Below are 18,241 nucleotides of genomic sequence, written 5' to 3' on the forward strand. Positions count from 1 at the left end.
GTCAGGCCACCGCCCGCCACATGGCGCACAGCGGGTCGGCTTCGCTGGCCGGCTGGCACAGCTGCACCGCCGCCAGTTGCGGCACGTCGCCCCGGCCCGGGGCATGCAGGTAGACCTGCGGCATGTGCTCGCCATACAGCTCGCAGGTCCGTTCGATCAGCGCCTGCAGGGCTTGGTCGCTGTCGGCGCAACCCTGCGTCAGCACCTGCTGCCAGGCGCCACCGGCGGCCAGCAGCAGCACGCTGCGCCGTGGCTCGGCGAGGACAAACAGGAAATCGCCCGCCTGCAGCTGCGATGAGCAGCGGTTGTAGGCAGCCATCAAGTACGGCTGCACCGAACGCAGGCGCAAGCGATTTTCCCGGGCCAGTGCCTGCAGCCCCTGCAGCAGTGCCTCAGGCAGCGCTGTGGCGATACGCGCAGCGCCGGCCGGCTCTGGCGAAAGGGCGATGCGCCAGTCGTCGAGCGGCTGGGCATAGAGGTTCTCGAAGCAGGCCCGGGCGTAGGCCTCAAGCTCGCGTGGATGGCTGATGGCAGCGCTCCAAGGCACCAGGCAGAACCGGCTGTAGCGCGCCGACAGCAGCACCTGGCACTGGCCACCGCGCACGGCATGCTCGCCCAGCAGCGCGGCCAGGGCCTGCAGGGCTGCATCCCAGGCCGGTTGCCCGGCGTCACCGGTGAAGGCGCGGCTGCCCAGCCATTGGTGCTGGTTGCCGTGCCAGCGGCCCAGGCCGACGCCTTCGGCGCCGAGCACGGCGCAGTAACGGGTAGAGGCATGATCACGCAATGAATGTGACACGGTTGATCTCCTCAAGCGTGGTACGGCCCTCGCGGACCAGGTCCAGGGCGGATGCGCGCAGCAGGCGCAGGCCGCGTTGGCAAGCCAGCGCCTTGATCTGCGCCAGCGGGCGTCGTTCGACGATCATCTGCCGCAGGTCGTCGTCCAGGTGCAGCAGTTCGGCGATGGCGCTGCGGCCGCGGTAGCCACTGCCGCGGCACTGGCCACAGCCCTGGGCGCGGACGAACGTCCAGCCCTGCACGGCGTCACGGGTAAGGCCGGAGGCGGCCAGGGTTTCGTCATCGGCCTCGCACGGCGTGCAACAATGCGGGCAGGCCAGGCGGATCAGGCGTTGGGCCAGCACAGCGTTGAGGGCGGAGACGAAGCTGTAGGGGTCGACCTGCATCTGGCTGAAGCGGCCGATCACATCGAAAACGTTGTTGGCGTGGATGGTGGTGAACACCAGGTGGCCGGTCAGTGCCGACTGCACGGCGATCTGCGCGGTGTCGGGGTCGCGGATTTCGCCGACCAGGATCTTGTCCGGGTCGTGGCGCAGGATCGAGCGCAGGCCACGGGCGAAGGTCAAACCCTTCTTCTCGTTGACCGGGATCTGCAGCACGCCGGGCAACTGGTACTCGACCGGGTCTTCGATGGTGATGATCTTGTCCACACCGTGGTTGATCTCGCTGATCATGGCGTAGAGGGTGGTGGTCTTGCCGCTGCCGGTGGGGCCGGTGACCAGGATCATGCCGTAGGGCTCGGCGGCCAGGCGGCGCAGGGCGCGCAGGGTTTCATCGGCAAAGCCCAGGGCCTGCAGCTGCACGCCGCTGACACGGTCGGACAGGTCCTGTTTGTCGAGCACCCGCAGCACGGCGTCTTCACCGAAGATGCTGGGCATGATCGACACCCGGAAGTCGATCTGGCGCTCGCCTACGGCAACCTTGAAGCGGCCATCCTGGGGCACGCGCTTTTCACCGATGTCCAGCTCGGCCATGACCTTGATGCGCGAAATCACCTGGTCGGCGAAGGCGCTGCCACTGGCTTTGCCGGCCGCGTTGAGCACGCCGTCGATGCGGTATTTGATGGTCAGGCCCTGGCCGGTCATGCCCAGGTGGATATCGCTGGCATGCTGCTTGAGGGCGTCGTAAAGGGTTGAGTTGACCAGCTTGACCACCTTGCTCTGGTCTTCGCTGATGCTGGTCAGCGACAGCCGTTGCAGCGGGTCGCTTTCGCTGCTGGCTTCGGCGTCGTGATCGAGGGCATCGACGGCGTGAAAGCTTTCTTCGTGGCGGGCCAGGAAGGTGGCAAGGTCGGCGGCGTGGGCCAGGTACAAAGGCGCGCCTTGCAGCACATCGTCGATCCAGGCCAGGCGGGCGTGGTCGAAGGGGTCGGCGAACACACCCCGCAGTTCACCGCCCTGCTCTATCAGCACGAACTCGCGCTTCAGGCATTGGGCCAGGCTGATCTTGTCGAAACGAGGGGTGCTGGCCAACAGGCTCTGGCTGTCCAGTACCGGGTAATGCAGGGTGCTGCCCAGGCGGCGGATGAAGGTGTCGGGGGTGTCGCAGGCGAGGCGTTCGAGGCAGTTGAGCAGGCGCTCGCCGCTGGCTTGCAGGCGGGCCTGGGCCATGAGATCGCGGGGGTAGCTTGAGGCTGGCGGAGCCTGTACCGGCGATGAGGCCGAAACGCTGTGGTCGAATACATCTGACATGGCCTGCGACTCCGCTCAGGGGGCGCGTCGCAGGCTCGGTGAGGGCTGCGGGCGCCGCTATTCCCCGGTGAGCAGTTGGTCGTCGTCGGGTCCAGGGGGCTTGGCGCCATTACGGCGGCGGTCGGCCAGTACCCAGCTACCATCGAACAACTGCAAGGGGAACGATTCGTTCCTGTTCTGGCGTCGTTCGACGAACCCTTCTGCCGGGTTGTCCGTGGCCCTGCGCCGGCGCTCGATGCCCATCAGGTCGAAGATCGGGCGCGCCAGTTCCGACAGCGGGAACGGCTTGAACAGGACATGGGTCACGCCAAGTTCGGCGGCTCGCTCACGGACCTCGGCGGTCGGGTGGGCGGTGATCAGCACGAAGTGGCACTGCCTGTTCTTGCGCACAGTCTCCAGGACCTGAAAACCCTCCATATCGGGCAAGCGGTAATCCAGCACGATCACATCCGGTGCCAGGCACTCAGCCAGGCCGATACCACTGGCACCGTCGTGGGCAACATGGACTTCCAGGCCTTGCGCCTGCAGGTACGCTTGCAGGTTTTGCGCAAGGGTCTGTTCGTCATCGACTACCAATACTCTGTTCACCAAGGTCGACTCCCAAGAACTGCCCGGTTCCCCGGTCTGCGAAGTGCGGCCTTGGTAAGGCTTGAGCAGGCTTCGTGCCAGGCATGAATAGTCATGTTGCACCACGTCAAGTTATTGATTTTGCTGGCACCTTTGATAGCCCTACGAACAGGCTCAGGCTCGCTGCCCCACATCCGGGGCACCTGATGGCACTTTGCCAAGCCGTTATTCCCCAGCTTTGGGGAAACGCCATCGCAGGCTTCAGTCAGCGATTTCCACTTTAGCGGATTCGCGCAAACGTTGGCGCGCCGCTTGCCGGGACTGTGCCTGCAATTGGCTGATGAGCGAGGCCCTGGCCAGCACCAGGCTCTGTTCGCGTATGACCGAAGAATTATCACTTTGGTTCTGCGCTCCTTGCAGTCTCTGTTGGTTGGCCTGATAAAACGCTTCCACCTCGGCCTGGGTGGGTTCGGCTACCGCGCTGAGCTGGGCATACACCTGTTGCGCTGCCAGCTCCCGGTGCAGGTAGTCAGCGTATGCTGCGCGGTCGAACCCTGCCTCTGCAAGCCGTCTTTCAAACAGCGCCGGGCTAGAGAATGCCGCCTCGACTTCGCCGAGCTGTGCTGACACCTGTTCATCGCTGATGGCGATACCGCGGCGCTGGGCTTCTTGCCACAGCAACTCCTTGTCGATCAGCTCGTCCAGGGCCTGGCTGCGCAGACTTTTGTACAGCGCGGGGTTGCGGATGCTGCTCACCGCCCGGCCCTGTGCCTGCAGATACTCGCTGAAATAGCGCTCCAGGCGCAGCAGCCCGATGTCCACACCATTGACCCTCGCCGCCGGGGTATCGGCCCAACCCGCCTTGGCGACCAGCAGCAACACACACAGCAACAGGATACGCATGGCAACCTCCACTCAAGGGCTGACCGGTACAGGCCGATACGGGGCGACAGTTGTAAAGCGTGGCCCAGGCAGAGCCACCGCGACCACATGGGCGCCGGCCAGGCCCTGGCGCTGGCCTGGCCCAAAACCCAGCGGCGGGGTGAGGCCGGTATCGACGTCATGCAGCCCCTCCAGCGCCGCAACCAGGCGTTCGCGGCTGGCGTCACGGCCGATCTGCTTGAGGGCTTCGCCCAGCAGGCGCAGGGCACATAGGGTGTTGACTTGCAGCGAGGCCTGACGCGTGTCGAGGCCTTGACGCTGCTGCAGGCCGGCCAAGGTCGCCATGCCTTGCTCGGTCCAGTCGGCGGGCACGAACGGATAGGCCAGAAACACCCGCTGCGACCACTGGGCCGGGAGCGAGGCCACGGCACCGGCCACCTGGCTGGAGGTGGCGAGCAGATAGGGGGCACGGCCTGCCGCCTGCAACGCCGTGGTCAGCTCGGCAAAGGCCTGGGCGCGCCCTAGAAAAACAATGCCCTGCCCCTGCACCGGCTGGCCTTTGAAGGCCTCGATCGGCGCTGGCGCCCAACCCAGCTGCTGCAGGCGCTCGCGCAGCTGTTCGGCTTGCATTGCCTGGTCATCGCCGGCATACACCACACGCAAGCCATCTGGCGCCAGGCCCAAGGTGTCGCGGGCATGCACGGCCAGGCTCAGCAATTGCGTGGCGATACCTGGCATGGGGTCGAATATCTGCGCACTGCCGCCACCGCGCGGTGTACTGCCAACCAGTGGCACGCCGTGCTGTTCGAGCAGCAGGGCCAGGCGCGGGTCGAGCATCGGTGCCAGCGGGCTGATCAGCGCAAATACCCGCTGCTGCTCGAGCAACTGCTGCAACGCATGCTCGGCACTGGCCAGGTCGCTGCCGGGGTCGACCACCACCAGCTCCAGGCGCCGACCATGAATGCCGCCCTGCTGATTGAGTTGGGCCACCCCGTCCTCAAGCACCGCGCGCACCACGTGCCCGGCCTCGGCCAATGGCCCGCTGGCGGGCAACAGGGTACCCAGGCGCAGCACCCCTTCTTCCACGCCAGGGTCGCGCTCATCAGCCAGGCGTTTGAGGTAGGCGGTGAGGTTGCGCTGGTCGGCCAGGGTCAGTTCAAAGCGAGGCATGGCCGGGTCCAGGCGGTTGCCGGCCGGGTCCAGGCCGTGCTGGATGGCGCGGGCCAGGCTGTTGTCGGTGTAAGCTGGGTAGCTGCGGCCGTTGCTCTGGCGTGCGCCCTGGCCTTGGGCCAGGCGCTGCCAGTCGAGGCTGGGCGGGCGCACCCCGCCTTCGGCGCGGCCACGGCCATCATTGCCGTGGCAACTGGCGCAGGGCAACACGCTGGCGGGCACGCGCATGTCGCTGGCACCTACGCGGGCCAGTAATTGTGCGTCGCTGCTGGATAGGCCTTGGCGGTACAGGCGTTTACCGGCTTGCTCGTGGGCGGTGAGGTCCAGGGCAAGCGCCTGAACGCAGCAGGTCAGGCCCAGCGCCAAGCAAAGTAATCTCGCTGTGTTCATTCTGGCCTCATCGCCGGCAAGCCGGCTCCCACTGTGTTCTGCGCCGCTGCGCAGATCCTGTCAGTGCTGCCACTGTGTTCTGCGCAGCTGCGCAGATCCTGTGAGTGCACTTATCGTCCGGCCAACGGCTGGGTCAGCAACTGCATGCGCTGGGCAATGGCCGCTGGCGGTGCATCGGGGCGGATCTTGCTCCAGCGCTTGCCCGCCACGTCACCGGCTATCAGTTGGGTCGAGTGCTGCTCGGGGCTGGGCAGGAACTGGCCGATACGCCCCAGCACCAGATCGACGCTGGCCTTGTCGCCGGTGAGGAACAGCCAGTTGGCGCTGTCCACCCCCTGTTTTTCAGCAAAGGCCTTGAGCGCTGCCGGGGTGTCGTTGAGCGGATCGCTGCTGATGGACACGAAGGTCACCTGGCTGGCCAGCTCCGGGCCCATGGCCTCGCGCACCTCACGCAGCTTGCGGGTGATCAGCGGGCAGGCATCGGTGCAGTGGGTAAAGATGACGTTGAGCATCACCACCTTGTCTTTGAGCACATCACTGTAAAAGCGCAGCGCGCGGCCATTCTGGTCCTGGAGCACGGTGTCGGTGAACCAGGTGTGCGCATCGCGGGTGCCTTCGCCACTGGCCATCACCGGGGGCGAAGGCTGCGGGCTGGGAGCACTCGGTGCATGGCCTTCGTGGGCCATGGCGACCGACGCGAAGATCCACAGGCAACCGGCCAGGGCCAGCCAGTCGAAGCTGCGCATGCCGACGCGACAGGACGCTTGGCTGCTCATGGTTGCACCTCCTGGTGTTCAGCGATGGCCGTACTCTTGGCATGCACCCGACGGGCGCTGAGGCGGTTGATTTCGTCGATCAGCACGGCCGGGTCGGTGAAACCGTAATAGCGCGTCCAGTGGCCGCTGTGCCCGTCACCCACCATGATCAGCGGGGGGTGCTGGCTGAGGTCGGCACTGAAGCTGCCCAGGCCTTTGAGGGTCTCGGTGATGGCATAGGGCGAGCCGGTCAGCCAGCTCCAGCCAGGGCCGTGCTGGAACGCCTTGGCGTAACTCTGCAAGCGTTTGGAGTCGTCACGCTGCGGGTCCACGCTGATCGACACCAGGCGGATTTCCTCGCCTACCCGGCCACCGAGTTGCTGCTGGACCTTGCCCATGATCGAAGACACTACCGGGCATACCGTGGTGCAACTGGTGTATATGAAGCCCATCACCACCAGATGATCGCCGATTAGGTCCTTTTCCAGGCGCACCGGCATGCCATCCTGGTCGAGCAGTGAAACATCGGCAAAGCGCACACTGGCTTTCTCCTGATGTGCCGCTGGCGGCTGCGGAGCATGCCCACTGTGGTCATGGCCCGCGTGGGCCAGGGCGAGCTGGCTGGCCATGGCCATGGAAAGTGCGAGCAGCTTGCAAGAATGTCTGGCGTTCATTGCACATTCCTCACTTCAGTCTGGGAAGCAGTAGACGCTGCAGCCGGCAGGACACGCAGGCTGGTGTAGTTTTCTTCGGCGAACTTGTGCCCCAGCGACGGCGACTGCACATGCAGGTACCACGCGCCGGCTTCAGGCAGCATCAGTGCAGCCTGGTAAATACCCTCGCCCACCTCTTCCAGGCGCAGGTTGCGCGGCATCGATGACGGCGCCAGGAAGTAGCGCAGGGTCAGGTCGTCCAGGCCAAGGCGCGGGCGGCCGTCGTCACCGAGGATGCGCACTTTGGCGGTGATGGCGCGGTGCTGTGGCAAGGGCTGGTCCAGGCCGATGAACTCGGCATGCGCGCCCTTGCGCTTGACCGCATCCGGGGCGGCAGCCACGTCGGTGCTGAAACAGTGGATGATTTGCGGCTGGTTGAGCAGGAACGCCACGTCGAACTTGCCTGACGCCGGCATCTTCACCGTCGAGCCATACACCCCCGGGGCCAGTTCGCGCAGGCTGCGGTCGATGACGATGGCGGCGCGGGCCTGGTGGCCGCGGTTGTTGTAACCCGACATCGGGGCATTCATGCCTTCGGTATAGAAGTACGTGGTGTTGTCCACCGGATTGACCACGAATACCGAATTGTCGTCCCGTGACACCGACAACCCCTGGGCCAATGGCAGGTCCCCGGCCTGGCGCGGCGCGGCGGGGCCGGCATCGAAGCCTTGGATGATCGGCTGACGGCCTTCGCCCAGACTGCTCAGGTTGATCATGCTGACCTTCGAAGACGCCAGGCCGCGCACGTAGGCATAACCTTTGGTGAACGTCAGTTGGTACGGTTCGGCCGCCACCGGGATGCGGTGGATCAACCTGTCGGTACTGGCATCGATCACCAGCGCCTGGTTTTCCAGGGTGTTGAGGACGATGCCGTAACGGCCATCGCTGCTGAAGCGCATCGGCCCCAGGCCCTGCTCGGCCTGGACGGTATGGCGCAACTGATGGCTGCGAGCATCGTACACACGCACCGTGCCTTCTGAACCATCGCTCACGTACACCGCCTGGGACAGCGCCGAGTAGGCCACTGCCAACGGATGCGGGCCAACTTCGAGGGTTTTCACCAGGCGCATCTCGGGGATGTCGATGATGCTCAGGGTGCCGCCGTCTCGGTTGCTGACGTAGGCGTAGCGCGAATCGGCGCTGAAGGCGATTTCGTGGTGCCCGGAGCCGGTGGCGAAGCTCTTGAGCGTGGTGCGGCTATGCACATCGATCACCGTCACCCCGCCCTTGGCCGGGTCGTCGCTGTTGTTGCCGACCCACAACCGGCGCTGGTCCGGCTGCAGGGCCACGCGCAGCGGCATCTCGCCGGCCTTCAAGGTGGCCACGCGGGTAAAGGTTTCGGTGTCGATCACCGCGACCTCGCCGCGTTCGGGAATTGACACGAATACCTGCTTGTCATCGCCGGTAGCCACCCAATCCATGGGCCGACCCGGCAAATCGATACGTGCCAGGGTGCTGGTAACACCGCCCACCGAGACTGTCGGGTCGATCACGGTCAGGCTGGCATCCTTGTTCAGCACCAAAAGGAAGTAGCTGTTCAGGTCCAGCAGCGGCCTGGCACCGATGCTGCTCTTGAGAAACAGCGCCACCCGGGCCTTGCAGCTCTGGTCACGGCTGCTTTCCAGTGGGGCCGACTGCGCCGGGTCGATCCACGCCCCTGGCGCCATCCCCGACAGCGGTTGGCCGCTGTTCTGGTCGGTGACCTTGAAGCGGATATTGGCGAAGGCGCCTTCGCGCAGCTCGCTGCCGGCCAGGGGCCGGGCTTCGAACTCCACGGTCACCCCATCCCGGCTGAGCCGGTGCAGCGCCTGCGGGTCGGCAGGCTCCTGCAGCAGCTCGCGCGGGTCGCACCAGAGCTCCTCGTACGCCACGCCCAGGCCGATCAACGCCGTGCCCAGCAATACCCCCAGCACGGCGGGGCGGATTTTCCTGTTATGCATATTGGTGCGCCCCTTTTCTTATTGTGCCGGCGCCGTTGCCGGCGGTGCGTCGTCGGTAACCCGCAGAATCCCCCACAGCCCCGAGGTATTGCCGTAGGCGGCGTAGTCTCGGAACAGATAGTCGCCCGGCACCGCGTTGGCGCCCCCGGCGCTGGGCAACATGAAGCTGAAGTGCGCGGCGGGCAGCACGCTCTCCTGGGCACCGATGTACATCGACATCGGGTTGTAGCCAAAGCGCACCGAACCGATACCAGGCTGCTTCATCGGGTAGCCGTCGAGGTCGTTTTTCTCGGCCTGGTAGGCATGCAGTGGCCACAGGTGCCCGTCAAGCTGGTAGGTGATGCCACGGCTGCCGCCACTGGGCATCACCACATGGTTGCGCACGGGTTGACCGGGTTTGGCATACAGCACCGGGGTTTGCGGGTCGCTGCCCACCAGGGCATTGCTGTAGGCCATGTGCGCGTTGGGTACATCAGCGAAGCCAAAGCCATCGGCACGGCCAAACGGAGCGTCCGGCGCCAGGCCGAAGCGCAACCACAGCGGCTCGGTCTTGTAGTTGATGGCCATGTTGCCGTTGTCTTTCGGGTCACCTGGCACACCGTTGCCTTCGGTGGCGATCCCCTCCACAGGGCGGCCGTCGGCCCAACGCATGTTCAGCGCACGCTGCCAGACGGTGACGAAGTCGCGGTAGTCGGGCTGGCCACTGACCTTGACCGTGGCCTGGGTCCGGCTGGCCACGTCCTCGGTAAAGGTCGCGGTCTGCGGCAGGATGCTCATGGCACCGACCAGGCCTTTCTGCGGTTGCTTGATGACATCCGCCGGGGTGAGGTTGAGGGCGCCGAACTCGATTGCCGTGGTGCGGATGTTGTCCACCGTGCGGCCCAGTTGCAGCACCGGCTTGCCTTCGCGTTCCAGGTGCCCGGCATAGTACTGGTACACCCTGGTCGGGTAGGCACCACTGTTACCACTGCGCGGCGGTACGGTCTGCTCCGGGTTGAGGCCGACGTTGACGCCATCGGACTTGGTGATGTCATAGGCCAGCAGCTGTGCGTGCAGGCCAACGTGGCTGGAGGGCCGTATCAGGTTGTTGTTGAAGGCGGTGGCGCCTTCGCTGTCGTTGCGATCGCGCTTGACCACATTCTGCATCACCGCCGTGCTGGGCAGGTCCGGCATCACCAGCGGCAGGCGGTTCTCCAGGGTGATGCTTATGCAGTCGCCGGCATTGGCGCGCAGCACCAGAGGCTCGACCGGCACCCCGGCCTTGAGCTTGCCGGTGCTGGTATCCAGGTCGGCCTTGCGCACGTACAGCACTGCGGTCGGGTCGTGCAGTGGCGCGCTGTGCCCGCCAACGGTGAAGGTGGTGCCATCCTCCTCGTCGGTCACCGTCACCTGCGGGATGCTGGTGGTACGGCTGTTGAACACCAGGGTGCCGCCATTGGCCTTCAGCGGGCCTCCGACGTGCTGGCCGATACCGGCCGGATCGTTGATGCTGACACCGTTGCGGTTTTCGAGGATGTCGTTGGCCAGCGCGGCAACGATTTCGTAGTTGCGCTTGACCGTTGGCCGGCTGCCGACGCCGCTGGGGTTGGCCGTGGTTCTCGGGCAGATGCCATCGAAGTTGATGGTGTTGCGCATGGCCACCGGCTGCGGGTTGTTCGGCAGCGCGAACAGGTCGGCACGTTGCGTGGTGTAGTTGCGCATGACGCCCCAGATACCGTTCCAGTAGCCTTCCAGGGCCGCGTCCAGCGAATACAGGTAGTCGCCATTGGTGGCCGCGGAGCTGGAGATCATCGACACCGGCGCCAGGAAGCCCAGCTGCTCGGATATGCCGATCATCTGCGAGGCCTTCCACCCCGAGTTGGAGCTACTGCCGTAGCCGGTACCGTTCTGCAGCCATTTGACGCCGTGCATCGTGACGTTGTGCTCCTCCTCGTAGCCGCCAGCGTGCATACGCAACCGCACGTTGTCGCCAGAGTAGGTGCGCAGCATCGGGGTGAACGGGTCGCCTGGCTCGCTGCCTGCCGTGTTGATGTGCGGCGGGAACAAGGTGGTGCCACCCGTAGGGCCGACCGCAGAGTTGATCGCCGAGGGCGCCAGGTTCATGGCCGGGATGGCACGGTCGGTCCGGCTCTGCAGGGCATATCCCAGGTCGCCACCGAGGCCGTCGGCCTGCATGCCGCGTTTGCCGTCCGGCGCGACCTTGTTCGGGTCGAACACGCGCAAGGCCAACGGCTCGTTGCGGTAGTTGACGACGAACATGCCCGGGTCATCCACGGAGATCGCCTGTGGGCATGGCCGGGTCGGGCAACCAGGGTTGAGGCCACCGCGCGATTCGACGATCGACTCCAGCAGGTTCGAAGCCTTCTGCCGCACGGGCGGGTTGATGGCGTAGCGGAAGCTGTCGGCCGTGGCTGGGTAGGCCTGGGCGTTGGGCACACCATCGGGGCCGGCGCCCACATACACGCCCGCTTCATAGGCATGCTGGAAGTCGCTGTACTCAAGGAAGAACTCGCGATAGCTGTCGTTCTTGCCATCACCGTCGTTGTCGCCGGTACTGATCACCGCCTGCCACGAGGTCGGGCCACCGTCCTGGCGCAGTGCGGGGTTGTACAGCTGCTCGCCGGTTTCGGCGTGGTGCCAGGTGGAGCCGGCAGGCTCGGCCAGCACAGTGGCATACAGGCCCAACTGCTGGTGGGTCGATGGGCCGAAGTGGTCATGGGTGAAGATGGTGCCCAGGCCGCGGTCGACGTTGTGCACGTTGATCAGCGGGTCGGCGAACCAGCGCTGCATGGCTGTGCGCGCCCCCACCCAGTCGGCCCGGCCAAAGCGGCCGAAGTACGGGTGCAGCTTGGCCGTCGGGCAGGCGGCAGTGCCGTCGCGGCTGTCGCCCTGTGAACAGCCATTGAAAGCACGGATGGCGTTCACGCGTTCCACCACGCTGCCGGGCGAGAGCACACCGTCCTCGTAGTTCCAGCCGTTGGCCGAACCGTCGGCTGCGGTCAGGTCCCACTTGGGCAGGTGGATGTGCTGGCCGATCACATCGGTCGGTGTACGCACCTGGTAGTCGTCCATTTCATAGAACGCCGGGATCAGGTTGGTCTGCTGGTACATGGTGCAGTCGAAGGTGTTCATGCGCATCACCAGCGGCTCTGGCGGGCGCTGCTTGGTGATCACCGGCCAGGCGTCTTCCCACAGCGCAAGGATGCGCGCCTGCGGGAAGTGATAGCCGACCTTGTTGTACACCGCGTCGAACTGGATGTTGGCCGCCTTGTAGATGCGAGGGCGGTCGGCGGTGAACGTGGAGGCACCGCGGAAGTTGATACCACCCAGGCTCTCGCCGCTGAAGTATTCGCCCGTGGACGAGGCCTGGGTAAGGCGTTTGCCGCGGTCATCCATGCAGGGTTCGAAGAAGGGGGCGCCGGCGGTTGGCAGTGCGCCATTGGTGCGAAACGCCTTGGCCACCGGTTGGCTGCCAGGGATCAGGGCAAAGCTTGGGTGCTCGGCCTTGGCGTGGAACTGCATGGCGGCCTGCTCGACGTCGGTGCCCTCCTCGGGCAGGTAGATCGGCTTGGCCTTTTCTACCACCTTGGAGAAATCCAGCTTGGTGGTGGTGGTCACGGCTTCACCCCCAGCGGACACACCATCGAGCGCATGACGGCCCAGGCCGCCGTCCCAACCGTCGACCTGGTTGCCATCGAGGTTGGCCCACAGTGCTGCGCCGCTGTCCTTGAGCTGGCGCGCCATGGCCGGGTCGAGCATGTCCAGCGGCGGGGTCGGCGGACGCTGGCCGACGCTGCTTTCCATACCACCGATCCAGAAGGGGTAACCTGGGTTTTTCAGGGTGCCATCAGCGTTGCGGTTGGTTTCGCTGCGGTCGACCAGTGCCAGCGAGCCTACAGCCTTGGCTGCGCCTGGCGCGTCGCTGTGATCGTCATCGCCGTGCTCTGGGTCATCATGATCATCGTCATCCTCGGCGATCAGCTCTTGCGCCAGTTTCGGCACGACCACGACCTTGCCCGGCATCGGCGCCATGGCTTTGCCTGGCAGCGGCACGATCGCCGGGATCGGCGTACCTGCGATGATTTCGCCGTCCGGCAGCGCCCGTGCGCCGGCCGCCGGCTTGCCGCTGCGCAAGGCGAATGGCGTGTCATGGAAGCCATTCTCACCCTGCCCGCTGACTTCCAGGCGGGTGCCCTCTTCGAACACATCGTGCACCCGCCACATGGCCCACATGCCTTGGGCGAAGTGCGGATAGAAGTGGCAATGGTAGATGGCATCACCCGCCACACGGTTACGGTTACCCGAGCCACCATTGGCGATCTCGTAGGTGTACCCCACACCTGGGCCTATGCCCTGGGCGTCGATGTAGTCGGAGTTGTCGTCATTGGGGTTGAACAGCCACTGGTGGCCGTGCAGGTGGAAAATGTGTTGCTCATGGCCGTTGTGGGTGTTGCGGAACTTGGTGAAGTCGCCAATGTAGCTGTGGTGCACGTTGGCAGGCTCCGACGGGTACAGGGCCATGCTGGCCTTGACGCCAATGGCGTTTGCCGGTGGGGTTTCGCCTGGGCGAATGTGTTCCAGGCCGATGTTGGCCGGCACATCCACCAGGGTGCCGATATCACCCACGGTGTGCGCGCTGAGGAAGAACTCTTCATAGGCGCAGGACAGGCAATCATGCATCGGCCCGACCCCCAGGCGGTTTGCCACGACTTCCGCGCCCATGCCCCCCGAGCCGTAGTTGATCATGAACGCGTCGCGCGCAGGCTCCAGCACATGCCCCATCACCGGGTCGGCCCAGTAGCCGGGGAAGGCCTGGGTGGCCGCCACTTCATCAGCGAACTGGGAGGCGAAATCGCGGAACGCTTCCAAGCGGTTGGGCAAGGCCGGGTTGCGCTTGTTGATGCTTTCCAGTGGGTAGGTGGAACGCGGGAAGCTGCCGTCCGGGTTGGGCCCCATGACAATGGCGTCGGTTTCACTGCTGAGGATTTCGTTGCCGTCGACCATCGCGATGATCGGCTTGCCGGCCTTGCCTTCGGCTATCCACGGCTCAACTTGTGGGTAGCGGGCCTCGTAGTCGACCACGGGCTGGCCGGTGGCGGCACGGCCGGTACTGGCCAGGCGCATTTCCTCTTCGGTCAGGGTGTTTCGATAGGTGCGCCCACCTTTGGGCACCACCACCACCTGGCCGAACAGGCCATTGGCGACGTTGCCGGCGTTACCTTGGCCGCCGAACGTGGCACCCTGGCTGGTGGCGGCGAAGGCACCTTCGCGCTCGGCGTAGAGGGTGTAGCTGCGGGTAGCGCCCGGGGCGATCAGGAAGTTGCCATTGCGGCCGGTGTTGGCGGCAATGTCGCCGATGCTGTTGACGGCCTGAAGGCCGTTGACCTGAAAGCCGACGTGGCGATCAGTGACCTGCTCGTCGGCGACGAAGTGCTCGCCCCCGTCATTCTCCACTTCTGCAGCTTCTTCGGCTTCATCGCCTTCTTCGGCTTCTTCTCCCTCTACACCTTCGAACTCGTTCTCATCATGGTCGATACCGTGCTTGTTGGGATTGGCCTGATAAGCCAACAGGTTGGTCAGGTTGACCGTCAGGCAATCACCGGCGGCAACCCGCAGCACGATGGGACGTGGGCGTTTGTCCGGGCGCAGGGTCACCTTGCCCGGCACTGCGGCGCCCCCCTTGCTCAAGGGTACCAGGTGCTCGTCCACCACATCCTGACGCAGGGCGAACATCATGCCGTTGGCGTTTTGCGCGCCAAGGCGGTTGAACATCAGGGGCTGGTCCAGGGCGATCACGTTGGCCACCAAGGTGCGCTGGCATTGCACAGCCGCCTCGCTGGTCGCTGTCCAGCCCAGCAGGGCCAGTACAAGTGATGTGAGGACGGGGCCTTTGTTGGGGGTCGACATGCTGCACCTCCGGGACACAGGAACTGTGCAAGAGGGTCAGCAAGGTGTATGCCAGAAGCAAATATCCTTTTTATTCAATGGCTTGGACGATCAATCGAACCGGATTGGGGTGGATTCCCCGCTGCGCCCCCCACATCAGGGGATGGTATTCGTTGTCATTGCGGGGGGTGTGGGTCACCAGAAAATGGGGTACTCATGGTTTGCCGCAGGGGTGGGTAAACGACCTGTAAACAGGCCCCATAAAAAGTTGAACGTCCGCACTCAGTTGCTTTCCACATGCTGATCGACGTCAACTTCCAGGAGCCCCGCAACGATGAAGATGCCCGGCCGTGCCCCCAACGCCAACGTGCAACTGGACTATGTGCGCGACACGCTGTTCGGCCCGATTGCCATGAGCGTTGAATGCCAGTGCCAACTCGCTGCACTGAACGTGCAGGGGCGCCCTGCCCTGCGCCTGCACATCTGCCCGCCGCTTCCGGACAAAGTCGAGCGGGCGCACAGCGTGGCCTTCGTGTGGGATGGCCGCAGTTACCATGGTGTGGTCCGTGACCAAGGCAAGTGTGGTGATGGCGGGCTGAACCTGCTGCTGGAGCTGCAATGAGCCGATCAACGACGGCGAGGTGGGCTGACGGCAGAATATGGCGCCCGGCCAGCTTCGGCTGACCGGTGCCCCTGGGTGGTCAGGCGATCGCCTTCAGCGACGCTGGCTGGCTGTCACGCAGCGCATGCAACTGGTCAACCAGTTTCACCACGTCACGGCAACTGTTCAGGTTCTGCAATGGAACGCCTGTAAGCGTCACACCCTGCTCCATGTTTGGCCCCTGACCCAAGCGAATGGTCAGGCTTGTGCCATCCAGGCAACTCACTTCACAAAGATCAGGCAGGCAGGCCTGTTCGATCAGTTGGCGCATTTCCAGCATCGAAACACCTATCAACGACATGTTAAGACCCTCTCTTGAGTGGATGGCCTGTTTATCGGAGTACGCCTTTGGCAGGCAGGGTGCCAATTGATAATACCCATGCCCGGGCGGCCGCCCATGCGCCGGGGCAATTGATGATGCGCAAGATCAACTAGCACCTTAGTGGAAGAACCGGCAAGCCCTCTTACCGTTCGATCCAATCGAGGCACTTCACGACAGGCGGTCAGCGCTGGCGACCGCGGGGCGGGTAGCGCATAAACAGTGCCAATGACGTCGAGCGCCCCCGCCCATGTGATCGTTGCTCAGCCTTTGAGGTGCTCCAGTACCTGTTGCGCCGCCGCGGCCGGATCCTCCTGCATGAAGCAGTGACCTCCGGCGACCTGACGAGCCTGGACCTTGGGGTTGATCGCGGCCAGCCGCTGCACCGAATGCGGCACGAAAGGATAGGTCTGTTCGCCATACAACACACAGGTCGGAACCTGGATGGCGGCGAGATGCGCCCACATGCGCGCAGGGAAGGAGCTGAAAATTTCCACTTCACGGCTGGGCCGGCACTTGAGCACCACGCCCTCACCGCAATCGCCGATTGCGTGTTCGATGTAGGCCTGCAGCGCTGCATCGCTCCAGCCCTTGAAGATGCCCCGCCCCTGCAGCGAAGCCGTTGCCGCTTCGCGGTCGGGCCAATGGTTGCGGCGGTTGGCGGCCTTGCGCGCCAGGGCATGCCGGCGGTGCAGGCCCACCAGCGCAGCAGCCCCCATGACCCCGATCATGCGCCGGCTGAACAATACCGGGTCAAGCAATACGGCGCGCTCGAACAACGCCGGCCTGCTGGCCAGGATCAGCCCGGTGAGCACGCCGCCAAAGCTGTGCCCCAGTGCATAGCGAGGTACGTCGCCATACTCGCCACGGCCCGTTTCGAAAGCCTCCACTGCCAACTCAGCTGTGCGGTTCCAGCCGCGGAACACACCGCCATGGTCACTGTCGCCATGCCCCTGAACATCACTGAGCCACAGGTCGAAGTGCTCGCCGAGGCGCGCCAGCATCGGCTGGTAGGCCAGGCAGCAGAAGCCATTGCCGTGCAAAAAATGCAGCAGCGGCTTGCCGCTGGCCGGCGAGCGCCAGCCGCGCAAGGTGAAACCTTCGGAGCATTCGTGAGACCAGGGAATCAACTGCATCGGTTTGCCGTACTCTACGCGTTACGAAAACGCCGATTCTACAAACAGCAGCGGGTAAAGCGATATCACCAGCAGCAAGGCCATCAGGACATTGAACAGCATCAGCCAACGCGGGTTCTGCAGCAGGTTGCGCAGCGCACTACCAAACATCACCCACACGCCGACGCTGGGCAGATTGACCAAGGCGAACACTGCCGCGATGACGATCACGTTCATCACATAGCCCTGGACCGGTGTGTAGGTGGTGATCGCCCCTACCGCCATCACCCACGCTTTGGGGTTGACCCACTGGAACGCTGCTGCCCCCCAGAAGCCCAGCGGCTTGCGGGCATTGGCCGAATCGGCGCTCAACGGCCCGGAGGTGGCGATTTTCCAGGCCAGGTAGAGCAAATAGGCGGCGCCCACGTAACGCAGCACGGTGTATAACGCAGGCCAGGCCTTGAACACCTCGCCAAGGCCCAGGCCAACGGCCAGCACCAGGACCATGAAACCGATGCTGATGCCCAGGGCGTGAGGGATGGAGCGACGCACGCCAAAATTCACCCCTGATGCCAACAGCATGGTGTTATTGGGGCCTGGGGTTATCGAGGAAACGAAGGCAAACAGCACAAAGGCCATCAGCAGGTCGAAAGAGGCGAGCATGGCAGGCATTCCAGAATGGTAATGAGTGCTGTCACACTACGGCAGTCGCCTTCCGTACAACCGGTACAGTTACCTTAAATTACGCAGATACACATGACTGTATCGATACGACGCATTGCTTATCAAGGAAGCCCAGCATGAGCCTTACCATTCGCCCCGCAGTACGCACTGACGCCGCACAGATTCTTGCATTCATCACCGAACTGGCCGAGTACGAGCGTGCCCGCCATGAAGTGGTCGCCACCCTTGCCGATATCGAGCACAGCCTGTTCGATGAGGGCAGCACGGTGCACAGCCTGATCTGCGAACGCGATGGCCAGGCAGTGGGGTTTGCCGTGTATTTCTACAGCTATTCGACGTGGCTGGGGCGCAACGGTATTTACCTGGAAGACCTGTACATCACGCCTGAACAGCGCGGCGGTGGCGCGGGCCGCGACCTGCTGCGGCACATTGCCCGCGAAGCCGTAGAGAACCGCTGCGGGCGGTTGGAGTGGAGTGTGCTGGACTGGAATGAACCGGCGATCGGGTTCTACAAATCGCTGGGGGCCGAGCCGCAGGATGAGTGGGTGCGGTACCGGCTGGATGGGGACAGGCTGCTGCAGTTTGCCCGCGGTTGATCGGTAACCTGTGTGGGCTTGCCGCGATGCAGACGCTGCGGTGCAGGGCACCGGCTTTGCCGGTGATCGCCGGCAAG

Annotated in this window: 14 protein-coding genes; 2 read left to right on the plus strand and 12 right to left on the minus strand. The window is 64.5% G+C overall.

What is annotated here, in order from left to right:
• Window position 1: 1 nt before the first annotated feature.
• The 9 genes from NGJ21_RS24030 to mnxG form a co-directional block, all read right to left on the minus strand.
• Window positions 2-796 (minus strand): hypothetical protein, encoded by a 795-nt coding sequence (locus tag NGJ21_RS24030; protein WP_046787663.1) that lies wholly within the window; start codon window positions 794-796, stop codon window positions 2-4.
• Window positions 777-2,486 carry a GspE/PulE family protein gene (locus NGJ21_RS24035; protein ID WP_080952182.1) on the minus strand — a complete coding sequence of 570 codons (1,710 nt, stop codon included), beginning with the start codon at window positions 2,484-2,486 and terminating at the stop codon, window positions 777-779. Before NGJ21_RS24035 ends, NGJ21_RS24030 begins: the two co-directional genes overlap by 20 nt.
• Before the next feature lie 57 nt (window positions 2,487-2,543).
• Window positions 2,544-3,077, minus strand: coding sequence for a response regulator (locus NGJ21_RS24040; protein ID WP_204917861.1), 534 nt, complete (start codon window positions 3,075-3,077; stop codon window positions 2,544-2,546).
• Window positions 3,078-3,314: 237 nt separating this feature from the next.
• On the minus strand, window positions 3,315-3,956 hold the full coding sequence (locus NGJ21_RS24045) for a SurA N-terminal domain-containing protein (protein ID WP_251962804.1): 642 nt from the start codon (window positions 3,954-3,956) through the stop codon (window positions 3,315-3,317).
• Window positions 3,957-3,968: 12 nt separating this feature from the next.
• Complete coding sequence (locus tag NGJ21_RS24050; protein ID WP_251962805.1) at window positions 3,969-5,495, minus strand: cytochrome c/ABC transporter substrate-binding protein; 1,527 nt, start codon at window positions 5,493-5,495, stop codon at window positions 3,969-3,971.
• Window positions 5,496-5,605: 110 nt separating this feature from the next.
• Entirely contained in the window at window positions 5,606-6,271 is a 666-nt protein-coding gene (locus NGJ21_RS24055) for an SCO family protein (RefSeq protein ID WP_046787667.1), read from the minus strand.
• On the minus strand, window positions 6,268-6,924 hold the full coding sequence (locus NGJ21_RS24060) for an SCO family protein (protein WP_251962806.1): 657 nt from the start codon (window positions 6,922-6,924) through the stop codon (window positions 6,268-6,270). The genes NGJ21_RS24055 and NGJ21_RS24060 overlap by 4 nt, the downstream gene beginning before the upstream one ends.
• On the minus strand, window positions 6,921-8,903 hold the full coding sequence (locus NGJ21_RS24065) for a cytochrome D1 domain-containing protein (RefSeq protein ID WP_251962807.1): 1,983 nt from the start codon (window positions 8,901-8,903) through the stop codon (window positions 6,921-6,923). The genes NGJ21_RS24060 and NGJ21_RS24065 overlap by 4 nt, the downstream gene beginning before the upstream one ends.
• Window positions 8,904-8,921: 18 nt before the next feature.
• Window positions 8,922-14,810 carry a manganese-oxidizing multicopper oxidase MnxG gene (mnxG, locus tag NGJ21_RS24070; protein WP_251962808.1) on the minus strand — a complete coding sequence of 1,963 codons (5,889 nt, stop codon included), beginning with the start codon at window positions 14,808-14,810 and terminating at the stop codon, window positions 8,922-8,924.
• Between the two features lie 313 nt (window positions 14,811-15,123).
• On the opposite strand from mnxG, the gene NGJ21_RS24075 reads away from it, so the two are divergent.
• Complete coding sequence (locus NGJ21_RS24075; RefSeq protein ID WP_046787671.1) at window positions 15,124-15,411, plus strand: hypothetical protein; 288 nt, start codon at window positions 15,124-15,126, stop codon at window positions 15,409-15,411.
• A 79-nt stretch (window positions 15,412-15,490) separates the two neighbouring features.
• On the opposite strand, the gene NGJ21_RS24080 is transcribed toward NGJ21_RS24075, so the two are convergent.
• The 3 genes from NGJ21_RS24080 to NGJ21_RS24090 all read right to left on the minus strand — a co-directional run bounded on the left by NGJ21_RS24080 (window position 15,491) and on the right by NGJ21_RS24090 (window position 17,556).
• Window positions 15,491-15,751 carry a DUF1652 domain-containing protein gene (locus NGJ21_RS24080; protein WP_046787672.1) on the minus strand — a complete coding sequence of 87 codons (261 nt, stop codon included), beginning with the start codon at window positions 15,749-15,751 and terminating at the stop codon, window positions 15,491-15,493.
• A 281-nt stretch (window positions 15,752-16,032) separates the two neighbouring features.
• Entirely contained in the window at window positions 16,033-16,905 is an 873-nt protein-coding gene (locus NGJ21_RS24085; protein WP_251962809.1) for an alpha/beta fold hydrolase, read from the minus strand.
• A 21-nt stretch (window positions 16,906-16,926) separates the two neighbouring features.
• Window positions 16,927-17,556: a LysE family translocator gene (locus NGJ21_RS24090; protein ID WP_251962810.1), complete on the minus strand. Its 630-nt coding sequence runs from the start codon at window positions 17,554-17,556 to the stop codon at window positions 16,927-16,929.
• Window positions 17,557-17,684: 128 nt separating this feature from the next.
• Between NGJ21_RS24090 and NGJ21_RS24095 the strand changes: the two genes are divergently transcribed.
• Window positions 17,685-18,164 carry a GNAT family N-acetyltransferase gene (locus NGJ21_RS24095; protein WP_046787675.1) on the plus strand — a complete coding sequence of 160 codons (480 nt, stop codon included), beginning with the start codon at window positions 17,685-17,687 and terminating at the stop codon, window positions 18,162-18,164.
• The last annotated feature ends 77 nt before the right edge of the window (window positions 18,165-18,241 follow it).

Source organism: Pseudomonas sp. Marseille-Q5299, assembly GCF_943737035.1.
Lineage (GTDB): Bacteria > Pseudomonadota > Gammaproteobacteria > Pseudomonadales > Pseudomonadaceae > Aquipseudomonas > Aquipseudomonas putida_E.